The 22,525-nt window shown below is 42.1% G+C and carries 23 protein-coding genes and 1 other annotated feature; of the genes, 7 read left to right on the forward strand and 16 right to left on the reverse strand.

Annotation, left to right across the window (positions count from 1 at the left end; translation table 11 throughout):
* Positions 1–99: 99 nt before the first annotated feature.
* On the reverse strand, positions 100–1,113 hold the full coding sequence (locus ACTW1R_RS13675; protein ID WP_375826482.1) for an acyltransferase family protein: 1,014 nt from the start codon (positions 1,111–1,113) through the stop codon (positions 100–102).
* 233 nt (positions 1,114–1,346) lie between these two features.
* On the opposite strand from ACTW1R_RS13675, the gene ACTW1R_RS13680 reads away from it, so the two are divergent.
* Positions 1,347–2,138: a helix-turn-helix domain-containing protein gene (locus ACTW1R_RS13680; protein ID WP_005228419.1), complete on the forward strand. Its 792-nt coding sequence runs from the start codon at positions 1,347–1,349 to the stop codon at positions 2,136–2,138.
* 48 nt (positions 2,139–2,186) lie between these two features.
* On the opposite strand, the gene ACTW1R_RS13685 is transcribed toward ACTW1R_RS13680, so the two are convergent.
* Positions 2,187–2,855: a CPBP family intramembrane glutamic endopeptidase gene (locus ACTW1R_RS13685; protein ID WP_060791459.1), complete on the reverse strand. Its 669-nt coding sequence runs from the start codon at positions 2,853–2,855 to the stop codon at positions 2,187–2,189.
* 398 nt (positions 2,856–3,253) lie between these two features.
* Here ACTW1R_RS13685 and ACTW1R_RS13690 point away from each other — a divergent pair, with 398 nt between their 5' ends.
* The 3 genes from ACTW1R_RS13690 to ACTW1R_RS13700 are packed head-to-tail and all read left to right on the forward strand — an operon-like array spanning position 3,254 to position 5,807.
* Positions 3,254–4,228 carry an ABC transporter ATP-binding protein gene (locus tag ACTW1R_RS13690; RefSeq protein WP_015510305.1) on the forward strand — a complete coding sequence of 325 codons (975 nt, stop codon included), beginning with the start codon at positions 3,254–3,256 and terminating at the stop codon, positions 4,226–4,228.
* Complete coding sequence (locus ACTW1R_RS13695; protein WP_270289773.1) at positions 4,225–5,028, forward strand: ABC transporter permease; 804 nt, start codon at positions 4,225–4,227, stop codon at positions 5,026–5,028. The genes ACTW1R_RS13690 and ACTW1R_RS13695 overlap by 4 nt, the downstream gene beginning before the upstream one ends.
* Before the next feature lie 5 nt (positions 5,029–5,033).
* Entirely contained in the window at positions 5,034–5,807 is a 774-nt protein-coding gene (locus ACTW1R_RS13700; protein ID WP_270289772.1) for an ABC transporter permease, read from the forward strand.
* 140 nt (positions 5,808–5,947) lie between these two features.
* On the opposite strand, the gene ACTW1R_RS13705 is transcribed toward ACTW1R_RS13700, so the two are convergent.
* From ACTW1R_RS13705 to ACTW1R_RS13730, 6 genes are all read right to left on the reverse strand, one after another.
* Positions 5,948–6,157 (reverse strand): hypothetical protein, encoded by a 210-nt coding sequence (locus ACTW1R_RS13705; protein WP_162098384.1) that lies wholly within the window; start codon positions 6,155–6,157, stop codon positions 5,948–5,950.
* Positions 6,158–6,384: 227 nt separating this feature from the next.
* Complete coding sequence (locus ACTW1R_RS13710; protein ID WP_489927302.1) at positions 6,385–7,011, reverse strand: restriction endonuclease; 627 nt, start codon at positions 7,009–7,011, stop codon at positions 6,385–6,387.
* Between the two features lie 491 nt (positions 7,012–7,502).
* Positions 7,503–7,766 carry a type B 50S ribosomal protein L31 gene (locus tag ACTW1R_RS13715; RefSeq protein WP_005233979.1) on the reverse strand — a complete coding sequence of 88 codons (264 nt, stop codon included), beginning with the start codon at positions 7,764–7,766 and terminating at the stop codon, positions 7,503–7,505.
* 99 nt (positions 7,767–7,865) lie between these two features.
* Complete coding sequence (rho, locus tag ACTW1R_RS13720) at positions 7,866–9,161, reverse strand: transcription termination factor Rho (protein ID WP_005228301.1); 1,296 nt, start codon at positions 9,159–9,161, stop codon at positions 7,866–7,868.
* A gap of 2 nt (positions 9,162–9,163) precedes the next feature.
* A complete protein-coding gene (murA, locus tag ACTW1R_RS13725) occupies positions 9,164–10,423 on the reverse strand; it encodes a UDP-N-acetylglucosamine 1-carboxyvinyltransferase (protein ID WP_060791464.1) in 1,260 nt (419 codons plus the stop codon).
* Between the two features lie 173 nt (positions 10,424–10,596).
* Complete coding sequence (locus ACTW1R_RS13730) at positions 10,597–11,466, reverse strand: class II fructose-bisphosphate aldolase (protein ID WP_005228297.1); 870 nt, start codon at positions 11,464–11,466, stop codon at positions 10,597–10,599.
* A gap of 368 nt (positions 11,467–11,834) precedes the next feature.
* Here ACTW1R_RS13730 and ACTW1R_RS13735 point away from each other — a divergent pair, with 368 nt between their 5' ends.
* Entirely contained in the window at positions 11,835–12,290 is a 456-nt protein-coding gene (locus tag ACTW1R_RS13735) for a YehR family lipoprotein (RefSeq protein WP_087627996.1), read from the forward strand.
* Positions 12,291–12,553: 263 nt separating this feature from the next.
* Here the strand turns inward: ACTW1R_RS13735 and pyrG are convergent, their stop codons facing one another.
* Entirely contained in the window at positions 12,554–14,161 is a 1,608-nt protein-coding gene (gene pyrG / locus ACTW1R_RS13740; RefSeq protein ID WP_375826480.1) for a CTP synthase, read from the reverse strand.
* Positions 14,162–14,880: 719 nt separating this feature from the next.
* Between pyrG and ACTW1R_RS13745 the strand changes: the two genes are divergently transcribed.
* Together ACTW1R_RS13745 and ACTW1R_RS13750 are read left to right on the forward strand one after the other, a co-directional pair.
* Entirely contained in the window at positions 14,881–15,366 is a 486-nt protein-coding gene (locus ACTW1R_RS13745) for an RNA polymerase sigma factor (protein WP_087627997.1), read from the forward strand.
* A complete protein-coding gene (locus ACTW1R_RS13750; RefSeq protein WP_087627998.1) occupies positions 15,356–16,045 on the forward strand; it encodes a hypothetical protein in 690 nt (229 codons plus the stop codon). Before ACTW1R_RS13745 ends, ACTW1R_RS13750 begins: the two co-directional genes overlap by 11 nt.
* 56 nt (positions 16,046–16,101) lie before the next feature.
* On the opposite strand, the gene ACTW1R_RS13755 is transcribed toward ACTW1R_RS13750, so the two are convergent.
* From ACTW1R_RS13755 to lysA, 7 genes are all read right to left on the reverse strand, one after another.
* The gene (locus tag ACTW1R_RS13755) at positions 16,102–16,809 is read right to left on the reverse strand and encodes a zinc metallopeptidase (protein WP_005228270.1); all 708 of its coding nucleotides are present in this window, start codon (positions 16,807–16,809) and stop codon (positions 16,102–16,104) included.
* A 94-nt stretch (positions 16,810–16,903) separates the two neighbouring features.
* Positions 16,904–17,236 carry a zinc ribbon domain-containing protein YjdM gene (locus ACTW1R_RS13760; protein ID WP_005228268.1) on the reverse strand — a complete coding sequence of 111 codons (333 nt, stop codon included), beginning with the start codon at positions 17,234–17,236 and terminating at the stop codon, positions 16,904–16,906.
* A 184-nt stretch (positions 17,237–17,420) separates the two neighbouring features.
* Positions 17,421–18,080 (reverse strand): methionine ABC transporter permease, encoded by a 660-nt coding sequence (locus ACTW1R_RS13765; RefSeq protein WP_087627999.1) that lies wholly within the window; start codon positions 18,078–18,080, stop codon positions 17,421–17,423.
* Positions 18,073–19,098 (reverse strand): methionine ABC transporter ATP-binding protein, encoded by a 1,026-nt coding sequence (locus ACTW1R_RS13770; RefSeq protein WP_015510321.1) that lies wholly within the window; start codon positions 19,096–19,098, stop codon positions 18,073–18,075. Before ACTW1R_RS13770 ends, ACTW1R_RS13765 begins: the two co-directional genes overlap by 8 nt.
* 14 nt (positions 19,099–19,112) lie before the next feature.
* A complete protein-coding gene (locus ACTW1R_RS13775) occupies positions 19,113–19,970 on the reverse strand; it encodes a MetQ/NlpA family ABC transporter substrate-binding protein (protein ID WP_087628000.1) in 858 nt (285 codons plus the stop codon).
* 50 nt (positions 19,971–20,020) lie between these two features.
* Positions 20,021–20,255, reverse strand: a binding site (T-box leader).
* Positions 20,256–20,347: 92 nt separating this feature from the next.
* Entirely contained in the window at positions 20,348–21,181 is an 834-nt protein-coding gene (gene dapF, locus ACTW1R_RS13780) for a diaminopimelate epimerase (RefSeq protein ID WP_005228261.1), read from the reverse strand.
* A 23-nt stretch (positions 21,182–21,204) separates the two neighbouring features.
* Positions 21,205–22,521, reverse strand: a complete 1,317-nt coding sequence (gene lysA, locus ACTW1R_RS13785; RefSeq protein WP_010749977.1) for a diaminopimelate decarboxylase — start codon at positions 22,519–22,521, stop codon at positions 21,205–21,207.
* Between the last annotated feature and the right edge of the window lie 4 nt (positions 22,522–22,525).

A 22,525-nucleotide genomic window follows, 5' to 3' on the forward strand; every position in this document is an offset into this window, starting at 1 on the left:
GCAAAGCCTACGTCTAGGGTCTGAAATGAAGAAAAACTTAGAACTCTACTGCTATTTAAAAAAGGCGCAATTTGGTATTATCCTTGGTACAGCAATACTTTAGACGCTTTTCTTTTCATCAACTGTTTTTTTAGCAAAACCATCAGTATAGGATTTCAAACGGCTGCCCACTTTCCTCAAACCAAGAAAGGCTCCCGTTAAAGCTATCGTATAAAAGAACAACGGAAACCCTGCGAGTGAAAAAAAGACCTTCCCGGTTTCTAGAAACAGCGGGTGACTCAGAAAGATCAATCGACTAGCCTCAGCTGCTTGTTTTGCTTGCCAAGTCCGTTTTGGGGGTTGCTGCTTGATCAGCCAAGCAAGGAAAAAAAGAGTCGTCGGCACAAAAAACAGCATGAAATTCTTATCGTCCCCCTGATTGAGATACACCAGTCGACCTTCAATGCCTAATAAGCAGAGAGAGACCGCGAGTTTTCTACCAAGATGCTTCGTAAAAAAAGGGTGTTTTTGGTGTTCTCTTAAACAAACCCCACAAAGTAAAAATAAAAACCCATAAAAGAGTCCGTTTCTCGTTGTAAAAAATAGTGTTCGATAGCTTTGATAGCATACCAATAAAGGTCCACTTAAATAACTGCTGTACGTTTCAAGACAGCCAATCACATACAAACTGATCGCCAGTAAAAACTGCCGCCGATAGCCAAGAAAGCGAGTTTTTCGTACTAACCACATGCCAAAGAGCAACGCTGGAAAATACCAAAGATGGTACCAGACCCCTACTGTAAAAAAGCCAGTAGCCAAACCGATGACCCGTAATGAATCAGCAAGATTTTGCTGCCCTAAGTAAAACCAGCCTAAGGGAAGATACACGATCGACCAACGCAAATAAAGCTTGAGTTGTCGTTTGCACCATTGCTGCCATGAACAGATACTCTTTTGAAAAAAATAGCCATTCAGCAGCAGAAAAAAAGGAACCGCCAAACGACATAAGAGACTCTTTAACAAAAAATGAAGCCCGTTGTTTTCTGCCAGTCGGCCACAATGAACGAGAATCACCAATAAGGAAGCGATGAATTGGATGTAGCCAATTGGAACCATAGGTTGTTTTGTCTTCATTCGATCGTTTCTCCTTTCTCCGTCAAATTTGATCAAACATACTTCACTCTACTGGTCCTTTCTTTTTGTGACCAGCACGGAAAGCTTCCAAGATAGAAAGGCAGCGCAACAAGTAGAAACATTGATAAATAAAGGATGTTACCCTTTGTTGCATCGCTAATTTCATAGATCCTCGTTCGCATAGAAAAGAGTTTGCTATAATATAAGAAGAATGATGGAGGCAAAACAGACACATGGATATTGGGAAAATTATCAAAGAAGAACGCACCAAACGAAATCTCACACAAGAACAATTGGCGCAGGAATTTTTTGTCACTCGGCAACTGATTTCAAAATGGGAAAACGGCAAGAGCTATCCTGATCTAGACCAAGTAGTCAAGCTGAGCAGCTATTTTGAATTGACCTTGGACTATTTATTAAAAGAAGATCAGCAGATGGTCCAAGAACTTAATCTGACCACCCACCGCAAACGAATTGGCCTCGTATTGATCGCCATTTTGACTATTCTCAGTATTAGCTTAAGTACGATTTTGTTGGCAGCATTTTGGATCGATCCAGTCTTTTTTACAAAAGAAGACCTAACGATCACTTCTATAAAAAAGTATCGCTTGCCTGCCACTGAGATAACGAATGAGGCAACCGGACAAGTGATTCAACTGCCTGAAGATACGGAATACTTGATCACTTATACGATCGATCGGCCGCTGGTAAAAACGGTTCGTCTGTCGGGTTATAAAGAATACAGCAGCGAAAATGCCAGCCAATTAACGGCTTTGGGTCATCGCGGTTTTCATTTTGGCGCGCAAACAAGCAAAATCGTCATTCGCAGCAATCGCGAAGACAATTTAGCTGCACCAGAATTAAATGCAGGCAAGGATCTTTATCTTCGTAATATGAATAAAGCGCGCGTCTATCAAAAATCTGCAGCTGGTGTCGCATTTTCTATCGAAGATGAAGGCGACCTCCTCTTTACTGCAGAAGAACTGGCGCAATTGCCCTTTGAACAAGGACAGCTGCCAGAGTAAACAAAAACCACCGAATCGTTTTGATTTGGTGGTTTTTTGCTGACTTTCTTATCCTAGCAAGATCATTGCGATCGCCGCCAAGGCGTTGTTGAGAAAATGCATGGCGATGGCTGTTTCTAGACGCTTAGTTTTAACATAAATCAACGCCATGATCAATCCCATAGCACCATAAATCAAAAACTCGACCAGATTGGTGACGGAATGGATGATACTAAAAACCGCTACACTTGAAATGATCCCGACTATTGGGTATTTCTCGAATAAAAGGCCAATAAACCCACCACGAAAAACGATCTCTTCCATAATTGGCGCAGCAACAGCGATCAATAAAAAGATCAAAAGCGGATTTTCGCCTGTAAACAGTTCCCCTAACAATGCATCATTGGCGGTCGCCTCTTGATCGGATATATGCTGCAGATAGAGCGTTCCGCCAACTGCAACGACTCGACCTAAAACAAACCCTCCGACGATCCATAGCCAATTTTTCTTCGTTGACCAGCCAAAGTCAAAGGTGGCAAGTCCTAACTTTTTAGCCAAAAACATCAGTAGACCAATGTTTGCCAAAAGCAAGGCAATCAACCCATAGCTGATCATCGCAGGAATCGTCGGTTCTCCTGCTTCCAAATAATAGATTTTTACCACGCTAAATGCGGTCATCCCTACTTGACTAAGTAAGAATAAGCCAATCAAAATAAAGACATTCTTTACTGCTTTCATGCTCTCCTCCATTGTTTGCTCATTGCATTTTTCAGGATCGGGTTACGACAGATCATGACACAGCCCATCATTTGGTTCCCCATGTTTCCAGAAAATGCTTAGCCACTATCGGCTGCTTATAATGATACTTAGTTTCCTCATTATTTACAACTAATAAAAAATAAAAATAGTTATTTTGCTCATTTTATCGAATAAACCACGCTTTTTCATTCCTATTCTTTTCAAAAAAAATATAAGTAATGTTTGAAAAAAGCGCTCTCTTATGCTACACTGTTCCTACTTTTGTTTGGCTGACGAACCGCTGCCCCAACCATGTTCGTTTGGACCAACTCGTTGCGAGTATTCGATTTCGAATGCTCTTTTTGTCGCGTTTGTCAAAAGAAAGTGAGTGAATCCAAATGATCCAAGTAGAACACCTCAGCAAGACCTTCCAAGTATCCAAGCGAAAAAGCGGCTTTCGCCAAGCAGCCAAAGCCTTTCTTTCTCGTGAAACCACCACCGTCCATGCGTTGCAAGACATCAGCTTTACCATCAATGAAGGCGAAATGGTTGGCTACATCGGGCCTAATGGTGCTGGAAAAAGTACCACCATCAAAATCATGTGCGGGATTTTGACCCCTGATCAAGGCGTTTGTCACATCAATGGTCGTACGCCTTGGCAAGAACGTATCCAACATGTCAAAGACATCGGCGTCGTCTTCGGGCAACGCAGTCAACTCTGGTGGGATGTCCCCGTCAATGACAGCTTTGATTTGATTCGTGATATCTACAAAGTCGACGCTGCTAGTTATCAACGCAACCTAGAAGAATTAGTCACCTTACTAGATTTAGGTGAGATCTTAAAAACCCCTGCTCGTTCCTTAAGTCTCGGTCAGCGTATGCGCTGTGAGATCGCAGCCTCCTTACTCCATGACCCCAAAATCTTATTTCTTGATGAACCCACCATCGGTTTAGATGCTGTGTCAAAAATCGCCGTGCGTCAGTTCATCAAAAAAAGAAACCAAGAAAAAGGTACCACAGTCATCCTGACGACCCACGATATGCAAGATATCGAGGCGCTGACACAACGAATTCTGTTGATCGGCAAAGGGCAAATTTTGCTAGATGGTCGCCTCGATGAACTAAAGCACCGTTTTTCTGATGTCAAAACGCTGGAGGTCGACTATCAAGGGAATGAGCCCCATCTGCCAGAAAATGTCCAACTTCTTCAAAAAGACGTCGGTCGCCTTGTTCTGAAGCTTGATCCCAAAGAAGTGTCGGTCGCTCAGCTGCTCAGTCTGCTCAGCAGTCAAGTCGAGATCACCGATTTGGCCGTTGCCAGTATCACCGCCGAAGAAATGGTCGCCAAGCTGTATCAGGAGTATCAGATATGAGGAAGTATCAGGCATTTTTCCGCATCCGCTTTATCAATACCTTGCAATACCGCTCGGCGGCAATTGCCGGGATGGCTACGCAACTAGCTTGGGGCTTGATGGAAATTCTGGCATTCCACGCCTTTTACCAAGCAGATCCTAGTGCCTTTCCCATGACCTTTCAACAAACCGTCTCCTATGTTTGGCTCCAGCAAGCCTTCTTGTCTTTATTTATGTTGTGGTTCTTTGAGGCAGAAATTTTCAATACCATCACCACAGGGTCGATCGCCTATGAACTTGTGCGGCCGATGGATCTATACAATCGCTGGTTTTGCCAATCGGCTGCCAATCGCTTAGCAAAAGCCGTCTTGCGTTGCGGACCGATTTTTGTGATTACCTTTTTACTGCCAGCACCTTATCGTTTAATTCTGCCAGCAAACATCGTTGCCTTGTTCTTGTTTCTTTTGTCCATGGCGCTGAGTTTAGGTGTAGTGATCGCTATGTCGCAGCTAGTCTACATCTCGACTTTTTATACATTATCCTCCATCGGGGTGCGGGTCGTCATCAGCTCCATCGGTGAATTTTTAGCTGGTGGGGTCATTCCTCTGCCTTTCTTTCCGCAGCCTTTTCGCCAATTCGTGGAACTACTGCCTTTTGCTTCCATGCAAAACGTCCCGCTGCGAATTTACAACGGGGATCTGACTGACTTGGCGCTAGTTTCAGCATTGCTCTTACAAGCCTTTTGGCTCGTACTTTTGATCGTGATCGGAAAAATTTGGCTGCAGCAGGCGCTCAAACGTGTCGTTGTGCAAGGAGGTTAAGGAATATGGTTTATTGGCATTATTTTTGTATTCATCTCAAAAGTCAGATGCAGTATAAAGTTTCCTTTGTGTTAACCGCTTTGGGACAATTTCTAGGTTCCTTTACTGCTTTTTTAGGCATTTGGTTTATGTTTACCCGGTTTCATCAAGTGGATGGCTTTACCTTTGAGGAAGTCCTACTTTCCTTTGCAACGGTTTTGTTTGCCTTTTCGATTGCGGAATGCTTCTTTCGCGGGTTCGATCTTTTTCCGCAAATGATCAGTAATGGCGAGTTCGATCGAGCACTCGTGCGCCCTCGCTCCTTGATTTTTCAAGTCTTAGCTTCCAAAATGGAATTCTCGCGTCTCGGCCGTTTTATTCAAGCCTTGCTGTTGTTTGCTTATGCGATTCCTAATAGTGGAATTGCTTGGCATTTTGGAAATGTCCTGACTCTTTTTCTGATGATCGTCTGCGGCGCCCTCTTTTTCTCCCTATTGTTCTTAGTGTATGCCGCCATTTCCTTCTTTACGATCCAAGGACTTGAATTTATGAATATTTTTACCGATGGTGCCCGCGAGTTCGGCCGCTACCCCTTCAGTATCTACGGAAAACACGTCTTGCGTTTATTGACCTACGTCGTGCCGATGGCTTGGTTTCAGTATTATCCGTTTCTGTATGTCATTGGTCGCGTAACTAATCCTTGGTGGATCTTATCACCCTTGGTTTGTCTACTCTTTGCCTTTCCCGCCTTCTTCTTTTGGCGAGTAGGTTTGAAGAACTATATTTCTACGGGTTCGTAAACCTCCCCCTTATTAAACATCTTGTGGGAAAAGAGCGTCACTTTATGGGTGATGCTCTTTTTTACTTTCCAATAGTTGTGAAATTGCTTCGCTTTTTTGATTGCATAACTACACATGTCTTATGCAGTAAATAATTATTGTTATAAAGACAAAAACTGGCTAGGAAAAGCCGCCAATCTCTGGTAAGATAAATAAAAACGTAAAAGAGGACCAGTTATGGAATATTTAGCGATTTTACTTGTTTTCTTTCTATTGAATGTAGTGATACTTGTACTTGGATTGAAGAAGAAACGAATCATGCTGCTTTTTCTGTCACTCTCTGGTTTATTGTTGGTTTGCTTGATTGCCATATCTTACGTTTTCTTCTATTCAAATACACTTTAAGTCGGCAAAAACACGGGAAGCTGGCTACGAACCTACCGAAACAAACGAGGCTGTTTTAGTCATTACACCCGACGTATAGGACACATTTGTTAAAATTTATTTGAGAAAAAAATGACTGTGACATAAGTCGCGAAAAAAGCGTAATGAATAACGGATATCCGTTCATTCATTACGCTTTTCTCTTGTTCTTTTTTCATGATGAATAATTAAACAAGCTATACTCTCCACATGTTTCACAGATATAGTAATAGTTGCGTTTCTTCTTATTGTAAAGTTTCAACTTCTTCCCATTTTTACAACTCTTGCATTCTTCTAATTCAGTCAAGGTTTTATAATAAAATAACTCACTGATCATTTCTGGATAAAAATGCGCAAGTAGCTCAATCAGTTTTTTTCTGTCAATTAACAGTAAATTATCACCGGCTATTTCTAAAGCTTGATCTGTAAAAAAATGTGTAGTGATGAAAAGCCCATTGGGAAACCCTTTATCTGGAAAAATCCCTTTAAATGCAGCAACAAGTGACTTACTGATTCGCTCCGTTGTCTTTTGCGGATTCCAAGCTTTACATTGGACTGCTATTGCCTTTTTATTATTAGAAAAAGCATACACATCAATACCACCATCTTTGTAACCATCGATGTTTTGGACGGTATATCCCATCTTTTGTAAAATACATTCAGCAATATAATTCAAATCCTCCGATTTACAGGTTTCTAATTGAGCCACAATCTTTTTCAATTTTTTCGGGTATGTACGTTCATTAAAGTTGCTTAGTTCTGGTAAATTAATAACTTCCTTATTTTTCTTAAATGAAAACATGTCTCTTCCTTTCTTGATTGTTTTGGATGTGATTAGTTAAAGCTTAGCTAGTAAGTGGTCTTTGATTATGTAGAATAAAACTGGTTCTTAAGAGAGGAAAAATCTACTTTTCTCAAAAAATCGTTTGAATTCGATGAAATAAGTCAAAATAAGAAACTTATAACGGGATATTATTAATTTAATGATAATTTTATTTAAGCTAAAAGTCAATTGAAGCTTGAAGATTCAATAACAATCGAAGGTTAAATCAAATCACTCTTGATCACTGCTTCATTTAAAAAAATTTCTAGATAGGATTCGTTATAGTACTAATTTCCACATTCTTGTCTTACTGATCTATTGAGTCCTCTTACTTTACTTGTAACAGATTCTGAATGGTTTCTTTCGCTTTAGCAGTTGCGTGTCTATTAACTATAAAAACAAAAAAAGGTTTCCCTCGTAAAAGGGAAACCTCAGAAATGTTGCCGAAACAACATTTGCAGTTATTTGTCTTATTCTGCAGCGTTTGTGTCTTTGAGACCGTATTTTTTGTTGAAACGGTCCACACGTCCGTCTGCTTGTGTGAATTTTTGACGTCCAGTGTAGAATGGATGTGAATCAGAAGTTACTTCGACACGGATCAATGGATACGTGTTGCCGTCTTCCCACTCAACAGTTTCTTGAGAATTCTTTGTAGAACCTGATAAGAATTTGAAACCAGTAGTTGAGTCCATGAATACAACTGGATGATAATCTGGATGGATATCTTGTTTCATTTCTTCTTCTCTCCTTTGCCCTGGCTCATTTGCTTCACCAGAGTTGATTTGTCGATTTTACAACATGACTATCTTACCATGTTTGGTTTTTAGATGCAATTATCTTTTTATATTTCTTTTTTGCCGTTTGTCTCCGAAATGGACATCATGAAAAGCCGCTAAAAACTCTTCATTGTTCTTTGTTTTACGCAAGAATTGAATGAATTGTTCTGTGAACTCCAAGGAATCCCCCAACATGTTGTTGCGTAAGCGCCAGGTTTCTTCCAATTGCTCGCTGCTCATCAGCAATTCCTCTTTACGGGTACCAGATTTCTTGATGTCGATCGCTGGGAAGATCCGACGTTCTGCTAAGCTGCGAGAAAGCTGCAGCTCCATATTGCCGGTTCCTTTAAACTCTTCATAGATGACATCATCCATGCGGCTGCCGGTATCCACCAGTGCGGTGGCAAGAATCGTCAAGCTGCCGCCTTCTTCAATATTACGGGCAGCACCAAAAAATTTCTTTGGTTTGTACAAAGCAGCTGGATCGATCCCGCCGCTTAGTGTACGTCCGCTTGGCGGTACCACTAAGTTGTAGGCTCTTGCCAAACGAGTGATACTATCCATCAGAATCACGACATCACGCTTGTCTTCTACCAAACGCATCGCCCGTTCTAGTACCAATTCAGAAACACGGGTATGGTTGCTAGGCTGCAGGTCAAAGGTTGAAGAAACAACATCGCCTTTGACACTGCGTTCCAGATCAGTCACTTCTTCTGGGCGCTCGTCGATCAAAAGAACGATCAATTCCACCTCAGGATAGTTGTCAGTGATTCCATTGGCAATTTCTTTCAAGATACTGGTTTTCCCAGCTTTAGGCGGAGCAACGATCAGTCCCCGTTGTCCAAAACCCACTGGCGACAGCATGTCGATCATCCGAGTAGAAAGGCGTCCTGACGTTGTTTCCAATTTTAAATGACGATTCGGATAAAGCGGCGTCAGCGCTGGAAAATGCGGACGCTCTTTGGCATCTTCTGGATCTTTGCCATTAACAGACTCAACGTGCATCAATCCATAATAGCGCTCAGATTCCTTGGGCGGGCGCGCCTTACCGGCGACTTTATCACCATTACGCAAACTAAACCGACGAATCTGTGACGAAGAAATATAGATATCTTCTGCACTCGGTCCGTAGTTGATTGGGCGTAAAAAACCGTAGCCTTCTTGGCCTACGATATCCAAGATTCCTTCCATATAAAAGAAGCCTTGTTTTTCCGCCTGCGCCCGTATCACAGCCAATGACAATTCTTTTTTATTCATTTGGCTGTAATAAGGAATTCGAAACTCTTTGGCAAAGGTGTAGATTTCTTTTAAGGTTTTGTTTTCCAACTCTGCCATCGTAAGATAATCGCTCATAATTACTCCTCTATCATTTGAATATCAGCTCCAAGAGCCGTTAGTTTTTCGATGATATGATCATAGCCGCGCAAAATATACTCGACATTAAAGACGCTGGTCGTGCCAGTCGCCATCAATCCGGCAATGACAAGGCAAGCTCCTGCTCGTAAATCAGAAGCGACAACTTCTGCTCCGTGCAATTGGCTCGGTCCGCTGACAAAAATCATGTTGCCTTCTGTCGTTGCTTGTGCGCCCATTCGTGCTAATTCAGGAATATGGTTGACCCGTTTGGCGTAAATCGTGTCCATGATCTCCGACGTTCCTTTTGCTTTTAGCAATAATGGTGTGATCGGCTGTTGCAGGTCTGTGGCAAATCCTGGATAAGGATAGGTTTTCACAGTCGCTGGTTTCAAGTCTTTTGAGGGATGCACATAGATTTCATCTTCGCTGATATCCATTCGTACGCCAATTTCTTCCAATTTCGCAATGTAGCTTTCTAAATGCTCATAAATCACATTTTTGACAGTAATGCCTTCCCCCGCTGCTGCGGCTAAAGAAAGGTAGGTTCCTGCTTCGATCCGGTCTGGAATGATGGAATGACGACAACCGTGCAATTCTTCCACGCCTTCGATACGAATTTCATTGGTACCTGCACCTCTGATTTTCGCTCCCATATTATTTAAAAGGGTCGCAACATCAATGATCTCAGGTTCTCGTGCGGCATTTTCAATGATCGTTTTGCCTTTGGCTTTTACTGCTGCCAGCATCACATTGATGGTTGCTCCGATGGAGACCATATCTAGGAAGATTCGTTCACCAGTCAAGCCTTCTTCTTCGGTACGCAAGTACATGGCACCATGTTCGTTGGTGACTTTTGCGCCAAGTGCTTCGAAGCCTTTAATATGCAAATCGATTGGTCGCGGGCCTAAGAAGCAGCCGCCAGGCAATCCAACGACGCCTTCACCAAACTTCGCCAACAATGCCCCCATGAAATAGTAAGAAGCTCGTAGACTGTTGATTTTTCCGTTAGGCATCGGGATCGAAACGATGTTTGTCGGATCGATCTCTAGCGTATTGTTTTCAAAATGGGTCTTCACACCCATGATTTCGATAATCTCAATTAATGAGTGCACATCTTGGATGTCAGGCACTCCTTCTAAAATGACCGGTGAATCAGCTAAGATCGCTGCCGGGATCAATGCGACTGCACTGTTTTTTGCGCCGCTAATGGTGACTTCACCTTTTAAGGGACGATTGCCGTTGATGACAATTTTTTTCATGGAATTCCACCTATACTCTTTTTTAATTTATGTGTATCATTCCAATTTTAGCACAGATCACTCAAAGAAAAAAGATGCAGGATATTTTTGATCCCCGCATCAAGAATATTTTCTTGGAAAACAAAAAAACTCTTAGAATCAGTGATTCTAAGAGTTTTGATCTTTGATTAAGATTAAGCTTTACCAGCTGAACCGAACCAGTCGATGTGTTCTTCTGCATCTTTAACGATTGCAGCAACACCTGGTGCTAATAATTTACGAGGGTCGAATCCTTTACCTTCTTTATCTTTGCCAGCTTCGATGTATTCACGAGTTGCTTTAGCAAATGATAATTGGAATTCAGTATTTACGTTTACTTTAGAAACACCCATTGAGATTGCTTTTTCGATTTGGTCTTGAGGAATACCAGAACCACCGTGTAATACTAATGGTACATCAGAACCTACTGCATCAGCGATTGCTTGTAAGTGGTCAAAAGCAAGGCCTTTCCAGTTTTCAGGGTATTGACCGTGAATGTTACCAATTCCGCAAGCTAGGTAATCAATACCAGTTGCAACCATTTGTTTACATTCTTCGATGTCAGCTAATTCGCCAGAACCGATGATTCCATCTTCTTCTCCGCCGATTGAACCAACTTCACACTCAACAGAAACGCCTTTTGCGTGTGCTTTTTCGACAACTTCTTTAGCCAATTTCAAGTTTTCTTCAAATGGTAAGTGAGAGCCATCAAACATAACAGAAGTGTAACCAACTTCGATACATTCCATTGCTGCATCATAATCACCGTGGTCTAAGTGGATTGCAACGGGAACAGTGATGTTCATTGAATCAACCAAGTTTGTAACGATGTCTTTAGCAACTTTGTATCCGCCCATATATTTGGCAGCACCCATTGAAGTTTGGATTAGAACTGGCGCTTTTTTCGCTTCAGCAGCTTTTAAAATCGCTTGTGTCCATTCTAAGTTGTTTGTGTTGAATCCGCCGACTGCATATCCGCCTTGACGAGCAGCTTTTAAGAATTCAGCTCCTGATACTACTGGCATAAAAAATTCCTCCTAAGTTTTGAAAAACTTTATTTGTTAAGCAATGCTTAACCGACAATGCTATTTTAGCAAAGATTTGCGGTATTTGCTACTAAAAAGAGGAATTTCTCTTTTCAAAAAAAGATTGCACAAATATAAAAATCCAGCATTTTCATCATCTTTTCTGAAAGTCTAGGATTCTGTAAGGTTTTGCTCTTCTGTCTGCGGTCGTTAGATAACAAATCGGCATGTGAAAATTCGAGAAAAATTTCACATATTTTTTCGTTATTTTATCATAATCTTCCAGCAAATCCTTCCCTCTTCTCTTTTGAGCATAAGAATAGCCTTGTGAAAGCGGCTATATTATTATGTAAAAAAGGAGGGATAAAATGAAAAAAGCGCTTATTGGATTTTTGACAGTCATCGGAGTTCTTTTCTTGGCAAGCTGTAGCTCGGGGGCCAAGGAAGAAACCAAAACATTCACAATGGATCAAAATGGGGTTTCGATGGAACTGGTCTTCACTTATGAAGGCGATAAAGTAAAAACTCAGACTGCGAACAATGTCATGCCTTATTCAGCGATCGGGGTAACGACTAAAGAAGAAGCACAAACCGTGCTTGATCCGATCGCTAAGAAGTATCAGCAAGTCAAAGGGTTGGACTATTCCCTCGACTATACAGATAGTGAAGCGACTGAATCCTTGACCATCAATTATGATGAGTTGGATTATGATTCAGCGAAACAATTGCCTGGGGTTAGTTTCGAAGGAAACACTGAAAATGGGATCAGCATGGAACGTACAGAGGAAATGCTCTTAGACCAAGGGTATAAGCTAAAAGAATAATCCTCTCTAGGCACCAGCAAATCAACATGGGTTTCCCGCTGGCGGATTTCATTCAAACTGTTAGCGAAAAAAATAATGCATCAGCCAGAAACTTCCGGTCGTTTTGACGGAAGTTTTTTGTGTGCAGAAACAGATACCTTCTACCAACGCTCTCGCAAGTTTCAACCTTTTACGGATTATTGGGATGGCGCAACTCAAAAAAACTCCCCATCTTGAGATGAGGAGTTTCGCACATTCATTCCTTGGTTTGCCGCTAGCGATTATTATGCTTGGCGGTTGTCTAATGAAGCTCCAACAAATGCTTTGATCAAGCGTTGTGGGCGAGTTGGACGAGAAATCAATTCTGGGTGGAATTGGCAACCCACAAAGAATTTGTTTTCTGGGATCTCAACGATCTCAACCAAACGATTGTCTGGTGACACACCTGAGAAGACCATCCCGTTTGCTTCAAAGATTTCACGGTATTTGTTGTTGAATTCATAACGATGACGGTGACGTTCTTGAACAACTTCTTCTCCGTCATAAGCTGCAGCTGTTTTGGTGCCTTTCTTCACTTTACATGGGTACAAGCCTAAGCGCAATGTCCCACCTAAGTTTTCGATGTTTTCTTGGTCAGCCATCAAATCAATGATGTTGTTGGCTGTTTCAGGATCTGTTTCTGCGGAATTGGCATTTTCCAAGCCAACGACATTGCGGGCATATTCCACACAAGCCATTTGCATCCCTAGACAAATCCCTAAGAATGGCACATCGTTTTCCCGAGCATATCGGATCGCTTCGATTTTTCCTTCAATCCCGCGATCACCGAATCCACCAGGAACAAGAATACCGTCTACTTCACCTAAGTAAGAATCCACGTTTTCTCGTGTGATTTCTTGGGCTTTGATCCAATCGATCTCGATGTCTGCATCAAAGGCAAAACCAGAATGTTTCAAGGCTTCGACAACTGATAGATAAGCATCTGGCAATTCCACGTATTTTCCGACTAATGCGATACGTACTTTTTTCTTCAAATTCAGTACCTTTTCTTCCAATGCTTGCCATTCAGTCATGTCAGCAGCTGGTGCAGTCAGTTTCAAATGATCACACACGATTTGATCCATGCCTTGCGCTTGCAGTGCCAATGGAATCGAATAAAGGGTCTCAACGTCACGAGATTCGATCACGGCTTCTGGTGCCACGTCACAGAATTGGGCCAATTTGTTTTTCGTTGATTGTCCTACGGGTTGTTCTGTACGAACGACCAAGATATTTGGTTGAATCCCTAAGCCGCGCAGTTCCTTCACACTGTGTTGGGTCGGTTTGGTTTTCATTTCGCTCGCTGCTTTCAAATAAGGAATCAGCGTGGTGTGGATGTACATCACATTGTCTGAACCTACGTCTGCTTTCATTTGACGCAAAGCTTCTAGAAATGGCAATGACTCAATATCCCCTACTGTACCGCCGACTTCTGTAATGATCACATCTGAATCAGTCATTTTGGCTGCCCGCATGATTTTTTCTTTGATCTCGTTGGTGATATGCGGGATCACTTGAACAGTTGCGCCTAAGTATTCTCCTTTACGCTCTTTCCGCAAAACTTCTGAATAGATTTTTCCAGTTGTTACATTTGAGTATTTGTTCAAATTGATATCGATAAAGCGTTCATAGTGACCTAAGTCTAAGTCGGTCTCTGCTCCATCATCGGTTACGAATACTTCACCATGTTGGTATGGGCTCATCGTTCCTGGATCGACGTTGATGTACGGATCGAATTTTTGAATCGTTACTTTCAAGCCGCGATTTTTCAACAGACGTCCTAATGATGCTGCTACGATCCCTTTACCAATAGAAGAAACCACACCGCCGGTTACAAAAATATATTTTGTCATAAACTGAAAAACTCCTTTAATCTATTTTACAGGAAAAGCATTTAGAAAATAATAAAAGCTCCCTATCCATAAATGAATAGGGAGCGAAAATTCTAAATCACTTTCTGACTCTTGTAAAGAGTGCCCAAACAGAATGATACATTCTCACCTAGCAAATGTCAAGAAAACTTTATTTGATTTTTTCAGAAAAAAACGAAGTTTCCAGACAAAGCGCTTTACTTATCGATACAGCTGGTTCCTTCTTTTTCACGATTAAGTTCTATGGTTATTCTTTCTTAAACAACCTTCATGTTTTCTGCACAACTTTTTGCAAATTTTTCATTGCTTCTTACGAAATCGTTGAACTCTCTTTGGCATAATACAAAGTGTAGATGAAGTCTGGCGCTTTACTCGTTTTGGTAAAAATGATCGGAACGTATTTCTGGTTATTTTTGGCAAAGACGAGGTGCAGGTTCGATTCCTGCCTTCTACGCTAGTATAATTTTTCTTTTGCAGGATAGAGGCAGCTATCCTGCTATTTTTTTGTTATAAATCGTCACTGTCTTCTGAAAAGCATGTAATTCCCTTCAAAAGCTGATTGTTTTTTTCCGATTCCTTTGAGAAAATAAGCACAACTCAATCGATTAATTTAACGTTTTCTCGATTTTTTTCGATTTTTTTAGTTGAAAGATGTTCACTTTTTTTACTTTCAGTTGTTGTATTGTTAAGGAGGGGGAAAAATGCGTTTGGATGCTTACGAACATTATTTACTGCAGTTAACGAATGACTTGGTTCATTACCTGCAGTCCCTCGGCGCTTCACAACAGGATGCCGAAGATATTGCTCAAGAAGCAGTTGTTAAAATCCTTGAAATCGATTCGGTCTTATCCGCAGAAGCGATTCGTCCGTGGCTGTTTCGTGTGGGTATCAATGGTTACTTTACGTTGTATAAACAAACGAAGCGACGGCGAGAAATCGTCAGGCAGTATTCGCCAGTGACTGCTTCTAGTATCAACTGGCAAGAAACTGATGATGATCTTTATGAGGCACTTCAAGAATTACCCGTTTCTACCTCCACCCTTTTGATCATGAAGTACGCAGAAAATTTGAGCTTAAAAGAAATAAGCTTCTTACTGAATCGCTCGGAAGATAGTATCAAAACAGCATTATATCGAGGAAGAAAACAACTGAAAAAACGAATGGAGGAAAAGAATCATGGCTATTAAAGAGCAAGATTTTAAAAAAATCGTGAAAAAAGCTCGGCTAAAAAACACACGTAGGACAATTGTTATTGCTGTACTGTCTTTGTTCGTATTGATTGGTCTACCAGGGGGGCTTTATTTAAACTATTACAATTACGGTCCTTTTCGAGGAGAAAAAATAGCGGGTGTTCCAGATAATCATCTAGTTCAAGTCGAAAATCAAATGGATCTTTCCAGACTGTTATTTGATTTTGGCTCGCAGCTAAAATTTAATACCCAAGCTCAAGCGATGACGGTTTACTTTGATCACTATCACAAAGGTGAGAAAACAACCCACAAGTTGATTGCTTCCTTAATGACAGATACCAAAAGCAATTATAACGGTTATTTAACGATTGGCATTTCTAAAGGGGAAAAAAAGCTGCTCGTAAACTTATCTTCCAATGGCGGAGCATCAGAAACAACGACAGATCTTACGGCATTTCAATATATTTCTCTTGGAGAAGACAAAGATCTTCCCGGGGGAGCAATCTACCACATTGAAGAAGATCCCCTAGAAATCAAAAAAAATGTTGAGATTCCTTTGATTTATATTGCACAAGGTGGCGACCTAAAATTATATGATGTGATGGAAAATAACTTGTCCGAAGAAAATTTAAAAAGCGTTGAAAACGTCTATTACATTTACTTAATAGTAGAATAACGAAAAAAGACCAGTTCAGGATGCCTGAGCTGGTCTTTTTTCTGTCATACTGTCGATTAATTCCGACGGTTGTTATTACCGAATAAAATAATCAACCGTAAGAGCTGCAATAAGGTTGCTACGGCAGCTGCGACATACGTCAACGCTGCGGCAAAGAGCACTCTTCTTGCTTGTGGTACTTCATCTTCTGTTAACAAGCCGCCATCTGCCAAAATGCGGATCGCCCGTTTTGAGGCATCGAACTCGACTGGCAAGGTCACTAATTGGAAAATAAACGCCAATGAGAAAGCCAACAAGCCTAAGTTGATCAGAAACGATCCTCGTAACAGGACCCCAATCAAAATCAATGGGATCGAGATGCTGGTTCCGATATTAGCGATCGGTACGATCGCATGACGCAAACGCAAAGGAAAATAACCTTTGGCATCTTGGACTGCGTGTCCACACTCATGAGCCGCAACACCGATTGCTGCTACCGAAGTTGATTGTGCAGTGGATTGCGATAAACTCAGCATTTTGTTGCCAGAATTGTAATTATCCGTCAAATCACCAGCGATCGCTTGCACACCCACATTATTAATTCCTTGGCTTTGCAAGATGTACTGCGCCGCTTTTGTGCCGGTAATATTATTTTTACTTCTGACTTTGTCATATTTGTTAAAGGTACTTTTGACGTACGCTGACGCTGCTAGTGAAATCACCATACCGATAATTACAAGAATGAAAGTCGGGTCATAAAAAAAGCCGAACCCGTATCCGCCCATACCATACACGATAAAATTCCCCCTTTTAATCTTTGACCTTATTTTACCATTAAAGTGGTGAAAAAATTATGAAGATGACTGGAAGATTTTGTTTTTAACCTTTTTTTACAAATTCTGATTTTAGTTTCATTGCGCCGAAGCCATCGATCTTGCAATCAATGTTGTGGTCGCCTTCGACTAATTTGATGTTTTTCACTTTCGTTCCTTGTTTGATGGCGCCAGATGCGCCTTTGACTTTCAAGTCTTTGATGACCGTTACTGTATCACCATCGACTAAAATATTGCCGTTGGCATCTTTATATACGGGTGCTTCTTCCGCCGCTTGTTGCTCTTGCCATTCGTTTCCGCATTCAGGACAAACAAACAGCCCGCGGTCTTCATAAGCGTATTCAGATTGGCAATTTGGACAGTTAGGAATTTGAGTCATAGTGTTGCTCCTTTAAAATATAATTTTCGCTGTAAAAAAACAACTCACCATCAGCATACCGAAAAACCATTATCGGTGCAACCAAAAATCCGTGACCTGTAAGTAAAAAAAAATCGCTTCTGTAGAGTAATAACAGAAGCGATAGCTCAAGTGTATCCGAAAAGGAGCTACAAAGTGTTGGTTTTTATTTTGAGAAATGATTCGCACAAGCATCGCCGACCCACTGGATGATTTGTACCAGAAGAATCAGCAGGAGAATCACCACAATCAAAATCGCCGTTTCATAGCGATAATAACCATACTGAATTGCTAAATCGCCAATGCCGCCTGCGCCAATTGTTCCCACCATCGCTGAGTAGCCTAAAAGACTGATCAAAGTTAGCACAAATCCGCGAATCAAAGCTGGCAGACTTTCTGGTAAAATCACTTCGCGAACGATCTGTCCCGTCGATGCTCCAGAAGCGACGCTGGCTTCAAGGACGCCATAGTCGATTTCGGCAAATGCGGATTCAGCGATTCGGGCGTAAAAAGGAATCGCGGCAATCGATAAAGCAATCGCACCACCCGCTGGGGTATAAGGATCACCGATCAGCATCGCTGATAACGGAATCAGCGTAATCAATAAGATCAAAAATGGCAGCGAACGGATTGCATTGACGACAAAATCGGCCAGATGATGCAAGAAAATATTTTTATGAAAAAGGTTACTCCCGACTAAAAACAGGACTAATCCAATCAATAAGCCGAAAACTACTCCTATAATTGCTGAGGTCCCCACCATAAAGAATGTTTCCCATAGTGCTTGAGGCAGGTTTATTTTTAAAATCTCAATCGTTTCAACCATTTTTCTCACCTATCTTTCTTAGAGAAAAGACGTTCGCAGCTAAGTGTTCTCGGGCTTTTGCTGCTTCTTCGGCGGGTCCCGTCAAATAGATATACAAAATACCGATCACATCTTTTTTGATATACTCAATTTTCCCATGGATGATATTGATCGACACATCGTAGGCTTTCGCTACAGTCGAAATCAGCGGTTCTAACGTATACTCACCTTGGTAGCGCAATTCCAGCAAGTCGCCTTGCGTGAAAGATGCTAGAATCTCTTCAGGAAGCGTCAGATCCAAGTAGCGGCCTACCAGTTTTTTCGTAATAGGCTGTTTAGGCTGACTGAACAAGCCATAGGTCGTTTGTTCTTCAACGATGCGCCCCTTTTCCATCACTGCCACCCGATCAAAAAACTTACGGGCAACATCCAATTCATGAGTGATAAAGACGATGGTGATGCCTGTCTGTTCCTTGATTCGGATCAACAATTTCAAAATTTCTTCGGTCGTTTCAACATCTAACGCACTGGTAGCTTCGTCACACAACAAAATCTCAGGTTCGTTGGCAATCGCTCGTGCAATGCCGATCCGTTGCTTTTCTCCCCCAGACAAATTATTCGGATACTCGTGAATTTTGTGAGGCAGATCCACCATTTCCAACAGTTCCTTGATCCTCGCTTCTTGCTGATCTTTCGGATAATCACCAGCGCGCAAAGCAAAGGCTAAATTTTCCTTGATGGTTCGATTATGGATCAGATTGAAATGCTGAAAGATCATCCCGATTTTTTGTCGTACTTCACGCAAGTGTTTGCCTTTGGCTTGCGTGATGTCTTGACCATCAATCAGAATTTGACCGCTAGAGGGCACCTGCAGTAGATTCAACGTACGAACCAAGGTACTTTTCCCAGCCCCGCTCAATCCGACGATCCCGTATACTTCTCCAGCTTGAACGGAAAAATCAACGGAATCCACTGCTTTTTTGATTTGTTTTTTATGAGTGAATGTCACTGATACTTGTTTTACTTCTATTTTTGCCATAAGGTATGCCCTTCTTACTCAGTCCAAAATTTCGGTTGATCAAAGTTGCTGAACGGTGATTCGGCAATCGCTTCTTTAAATGCGTCACTTTCTAATACTTCCGTAACTGCCTTAGCAAAATCACTGTCTTCTTCTTCGGTGGTCACCACAAAGACATTTTTATATTCTTCTTTCAACGACTCCAACGCCAAAGCATCTGCAGGATCAAGAGAAGCCGCCCAAGCGAAGTTTCCTGGTACTAAAGCTAAATCGACTGTATCTAACGAACGAGCCAATTGGGCTGCGTCTAATTCTTTAAATGTCAGATTCTTCGGATTTTCTTCGATATCATTCACCGTTGCCTTCGTTTCGTCGATATTGTCTGCGATGGTGATCAACTCATTGGCAGCTAACAGTTGCAAGGTCCGAGCTAAATTTGAGGCATCATTGGCAATCGAAACAGTCGCCCCGTCTGCTAACTCATCCAAGCTGGACAGTTGCTTCGAATAGATGCCCATTCCCAATGTTGGCACTTTTTGTAATGCCGTAAGAGATAACTGGTTATCTGCCGAAAATTTTTCTAGATAGGCCGTATGCTGAAACAAATTGGCATCGATTTGTCCATTCGCCAAGGCATTGTTCGGCTGAATATAATCATTAAACACTTTGGTCGTTAGTTGATACCCTTTTTCTTCCAGTAATGGAGAGATCACCTCTGTCACCATATCCCCATATGGTCCAGGTGCCACTCCAACGACTTTTTCTTCCACTGCATCTACACTATTTTCACCAGACTGTGTATCCTCCGTGCTGCTAGTATTGCCACAAGCTGCCAATGTAATTAAGACAGCAGCAGCAACTAACCCAACGATTCCCTTTTTCAACTGTTTCATTTTTTAGTTCCCCCTTTTTATAATAAAAAAACGTCCTTTCTCCATCATAGAGAAAGGACGAAACAACCATGTTCGTGGTACCACCTTTAATTCATTGGCACAAGCTGCCAACCTTATCAGTTTATCAACTGCTTTGCTGTAACGGGCAATCCCGCTGCACGCTTGCTTTTGCTCACGTCCAAACGCTCCAAGGCCATCTTCAGTCAAACGGCTGTGCTCTTTCTCACCAATCCGAGCTCTCTGATTCAATCGAAACTGACTTACTCTTCTTATCATCGCGTGTTTTTAAGTTGTGTTTAACTATACGATAGCCTCAAATGAATGTCAATTCTTTTTTTCACGAAAACACCATCTTTTTACAATGGTTTTCACAGCGTTTACACAGTCAAATTCTCATCTAAAATCAAGCCTTCAGATACCATAACCGCATCGCCGATCAATTCTAATGCGCCCTGATCAACATCAACTTCTACCGTTAACTCGCCACCTAACACGTGCAGCAAGACATTCGCTGCCGCTTGCTGGTGACGTTTGGTCACGACATACGCAGTGGCACCAGAACCTGTGCCGCACGCATAGGTAAAACCTTCCACCCCTCGTTCATACGTGCGAACGATCAGATCACCCTTGTCATCTTCTTCATAGAAATTGACATTCGCCCCTTTTGGGAAAACTTCCCAATAGCGTATCTCTTTGGCAAGTTCAGCCAGCTGTTCCAACTCAGTTTCTGCCAGACCAGGATAGTGAACCACCGCATGAGGGATTCCTGGATCACCCAATTCCACATAGTCCACGAAAGAAACCATTGGATTCGGGTACGCTTGATCAAATGTAGTCACGGTCGGTGGATTCAAGGTTACTTTGTAGTGTTTTGCCGACAAGCGCCATGCGGGGACATCGCCAGCAACTGTTTCGATGGTCATCTGCTCGCCAGCAATTCCCTTCTCAAAGGCATAACGGGCAATACAGCGAGCGCCGTTGCCGCACATTTCTGCTTCGGTCCCATCAGCATTGTAAAACCGCATCCGAAAATCAGCGGTTCCTGTGGGAAAATCCACAGCCATGACTGCATCCGCGCCAACAGAAAATTTCCGATGGCAAACCTGAGCAGCAAATTGCGACAGTTGTTCATGGGAGAATTTCAATGTGCGGTTATCGATTACGATAAAATCATTTCCTGCACCTTGCATTTTTGTATAAGGAATCGTCATGTTGTCACCTGCTTTTCAAAATTTTACTTGCTGGAAGCTCCCTCTTTTAGAAACGAAGGAACCACTTCATTTTGCAGCATTTGCTCGTAGGACTGGCGTTTAACGGCTAATTCCGCTTGGCCGTTTTCCACAAAGACGACTGCAGGAATCTGTAAATTATTGTAGCTGCTGGCCATCGAATAGCCATAAGCTCCTGTTGCGAACGTAGCAAACAGATCCCCAGTTTCAACGGGCGGTAATGCAAGGTCTTTTACTAAGATGTCCGTGCTCTCACAAGCTTTACCAGAAATGGTGATCTTTTGTGTCGCAGCTTCGGAAGCGCGGTTGGCTAAGATCCCAGTGTAAGTTGCCTGATAAAGACCAGGACGAATATTGTCTGTCATGCCACCGTCAATGCTGGCGTATGTTCTGATTCCCGGCAATGTCTTGATACTGCCGATGGTGTGCAAACTGATACCTGCTTCTGCGACGATACTGCGCCCAGGTTCAATAACGATGGTCGGACGTTCGCTCTGGTGCTGCGCATAAAAGGCGTCGATTTTTTCCATCACAGGATCTAAAAAGTAGCTGTAGGGTTGGCGAATATCTGCATCTGTGTATCGAACGCCAAAGCCGCCGCCAACATTTAGTTCTTTGATCCAATAATCAAAGCGTTCATGAATGGTTTGGACAAGGGCCAAAGCCGCATCAACTGCCGCTAGATGTGAGCGATTGTCCGACAATTGACTGCCGACATGAAAATGCAGGCCATAGAAATCCAATTCAGGTGCTTGAATCACTTCTTCCACTAACGGAAATAAGATTTCTTCATCTAAAGGAATCCCGAATTTCGAATCTTTTTGTCCGGTCGAGATAAATTGATGGGTGCTGACCGAAACCTCAGGTGTGATGCGCAACAAAATTTTAGCAACGACTTGCTTTTCTTGACATAACGCGCGGATCAAGCCGACTTCTTGAATGCCATCAACGATGATCCGTCCTACGCCATAATCAAGGGCAGCTGCTAATTCTTCAATCGATTTATTATTCCCGTTAAACTCGATGTGTTCTGCTGGAAAATCAGCTTGGATCGCTGTATACAGCTCTCCACCGCTAACCACGTCTAATGAGAGTCCTTCTGACTTGATCACTTGCAGCATTGCTGTGGTGCAGAAAGCTTTAGCGGCATAGGCTGCCCGTGTCTTGCTGTAGCGCGTCAAAAACTGCGCCTGAATCTTTTGGCATTCTTCGCGAATCTCCGAAACGGAATACACGTAAAGGGGGGTTCCGAAGGTTTTTGCCAGCTCAACGGTATCACAACCGTCAATGTATAAGTGATTGTTCTTGATTTCTTTTGCCATCGCT

It is taken from the genome of Enterococcus sp. R12 (assembly GCF_058135755.1).

Coding starts and splice junctions, on each gene's coding strand:
- rho (WP_005228301.1), bottom strand. CDS start 9,161: ATGAGCGATTATCTTACGATGGCAGAGTTGGAAAACAAAACCTTAAAA.
- ACTW1R_RS13770 (WP_015510321.1), bottom strand. CDS start 19,098: ATGGCAAAAATAGAAGTAAAACAAGTATCAGTGACATTCACTCATAAA.
- ACTW1R_RS13685 (WP_060791459.1), bottom strand. CDS start 2,855: ATGAAAGCAGTAAAGAATGTCTTTATTTTGATTGGCTTATTCTTACTT.
- ACTW1R_RS13755 (WP_005228270.1), bottom strand. CDS start 16,809: ATGGGCGGATACGGGTTCGGCTTTTTTTATGACCCGACTTTCATTCTT.
- ACTW1R_RS13690 (WP_015510305.1), top strand. CDS start 3,254: ATGATCCAAGTAGAACACCTCAGCAAGACCTTCCAAGTATCCAAGCGA.
- ACTW1R_RS13710 (WP_489927302.1), bottom strand. CDS start 7,011: ATGTTTTCATTTAAGAAAAATAAGGAAGTTATTAATTTACCAGAACTA.
- ACTW1R_RS13745 (WP_087627997.1), top strand. CDS start 14,881: ATGCGTTTGGATGCTTACGAACATTATTTACTGCAGTTAACGAATGAC.
- ACTW1R_RS13675 (WP_375826482.1), bottom strand. CDS start 1,113: ATGAAGACAAAACAACCTATGGTTCCAATTGGCTACATCCAATTCATC.
- murA (WP_060791464.1), bottom strand. CDS start 10,423: ATGAAAAAAATTGTCATCAACGGCAATCGTCCCTTAAAAGGTGAAGTC.
- ACTW1R_RS13775 (WP_087628000.1), bottom strand. CDS start 19,970: ATGAAACAGTTGAAAAAGGGAATCGTTGGGTTAGTTGCTGCTGCTGTC.
- ACTW1R_RS13765 (WP_087627999.1), bottom strand. CDS start 18,080: ATGGTTGAAACGATTGAGATTTTAAAAATAAACCTGCCTCAAGCACTA.
- ACTW1R_RS13680 (WP_005228419.1), top strand. CDS start 1,347: ATGGATATTGGGAAAATTATCAAAGAAGAACGCACCAAACGAAATCTC.
- ACTW1R_RS13730 (WP_005228297.1), bottom strand. CDS start 11,466: ATGCCAGTAGTATCAGGAGCTGAATTCTTAAAAGCTGCTCGTCAAGGC.
- ACTW1R_RS13705 (WP_162098384.1), bottom strand. CDS start 6,157: ATGGCAATCAAGCAAACCAACAATAAACCAGAGAGTGACAGAAAAAGC.
- dapF (WP_005228261.1), bottom strand. CDS start 21,181: ATGACGATTCCTTATACAAAAATGCAAGGTGCAGGAAATGATTTTATC.
- ACTW1R_RS13760 (WP_005228268.1), bottom strand. CDS start 17,236: ATGACTCAAATTCCTAACTGTCCAAATTGCCAATCTGAATACGCTTAT.
- lysA (WP_010749977.1), bottom strand. CDS start 22,521: ATGGCAAAAGAAATCAAGAACAATCACTTATACATTGACGGTTGTGAT.
- pyrG (WP_375826480.1), bottom strand. CDS start 14,161: ATGACAAAATATATTTTTGTAACCGGCGGTGTGGTTTCTTCTATTGGT.
- ACTW1R_RS13750 (WP_087627998.1), top strand. CDS start 15,356: ATGGCTATTAAAGAGCAAGATTTTAAAAAAATCGTGAAAAAAGCTCGG.
- ACTW1R_RS13695 (WP_270289773.1), top strand. CDS start 4,225: ATGAGGAAGTATCAGGCATTTTTCCGCATCCGCTTTATCAATACCTTG.
- ACTW1R_RS13715 (WP_005233979.1), bottom strand. CDS start 7,766: ATGAAACAAGATATCCATCCAGATTATCATCCAGTTGTATTCATGGAC.
- ACTW1R_RS13735 (WP_087627996.1), top strand. CDS start 11,835: ATGAAAAAAGCGCTTATTGGATTTTTGACAGTCATCGGAGTTCTTTTC.
- ACTW1R_RS13700 (WP_270289772.1), top strand. CDS start 5,034: ATGGTTTATTGGCATTATTTTTGTATTCATCTCAAAAGTCAGATGCAG.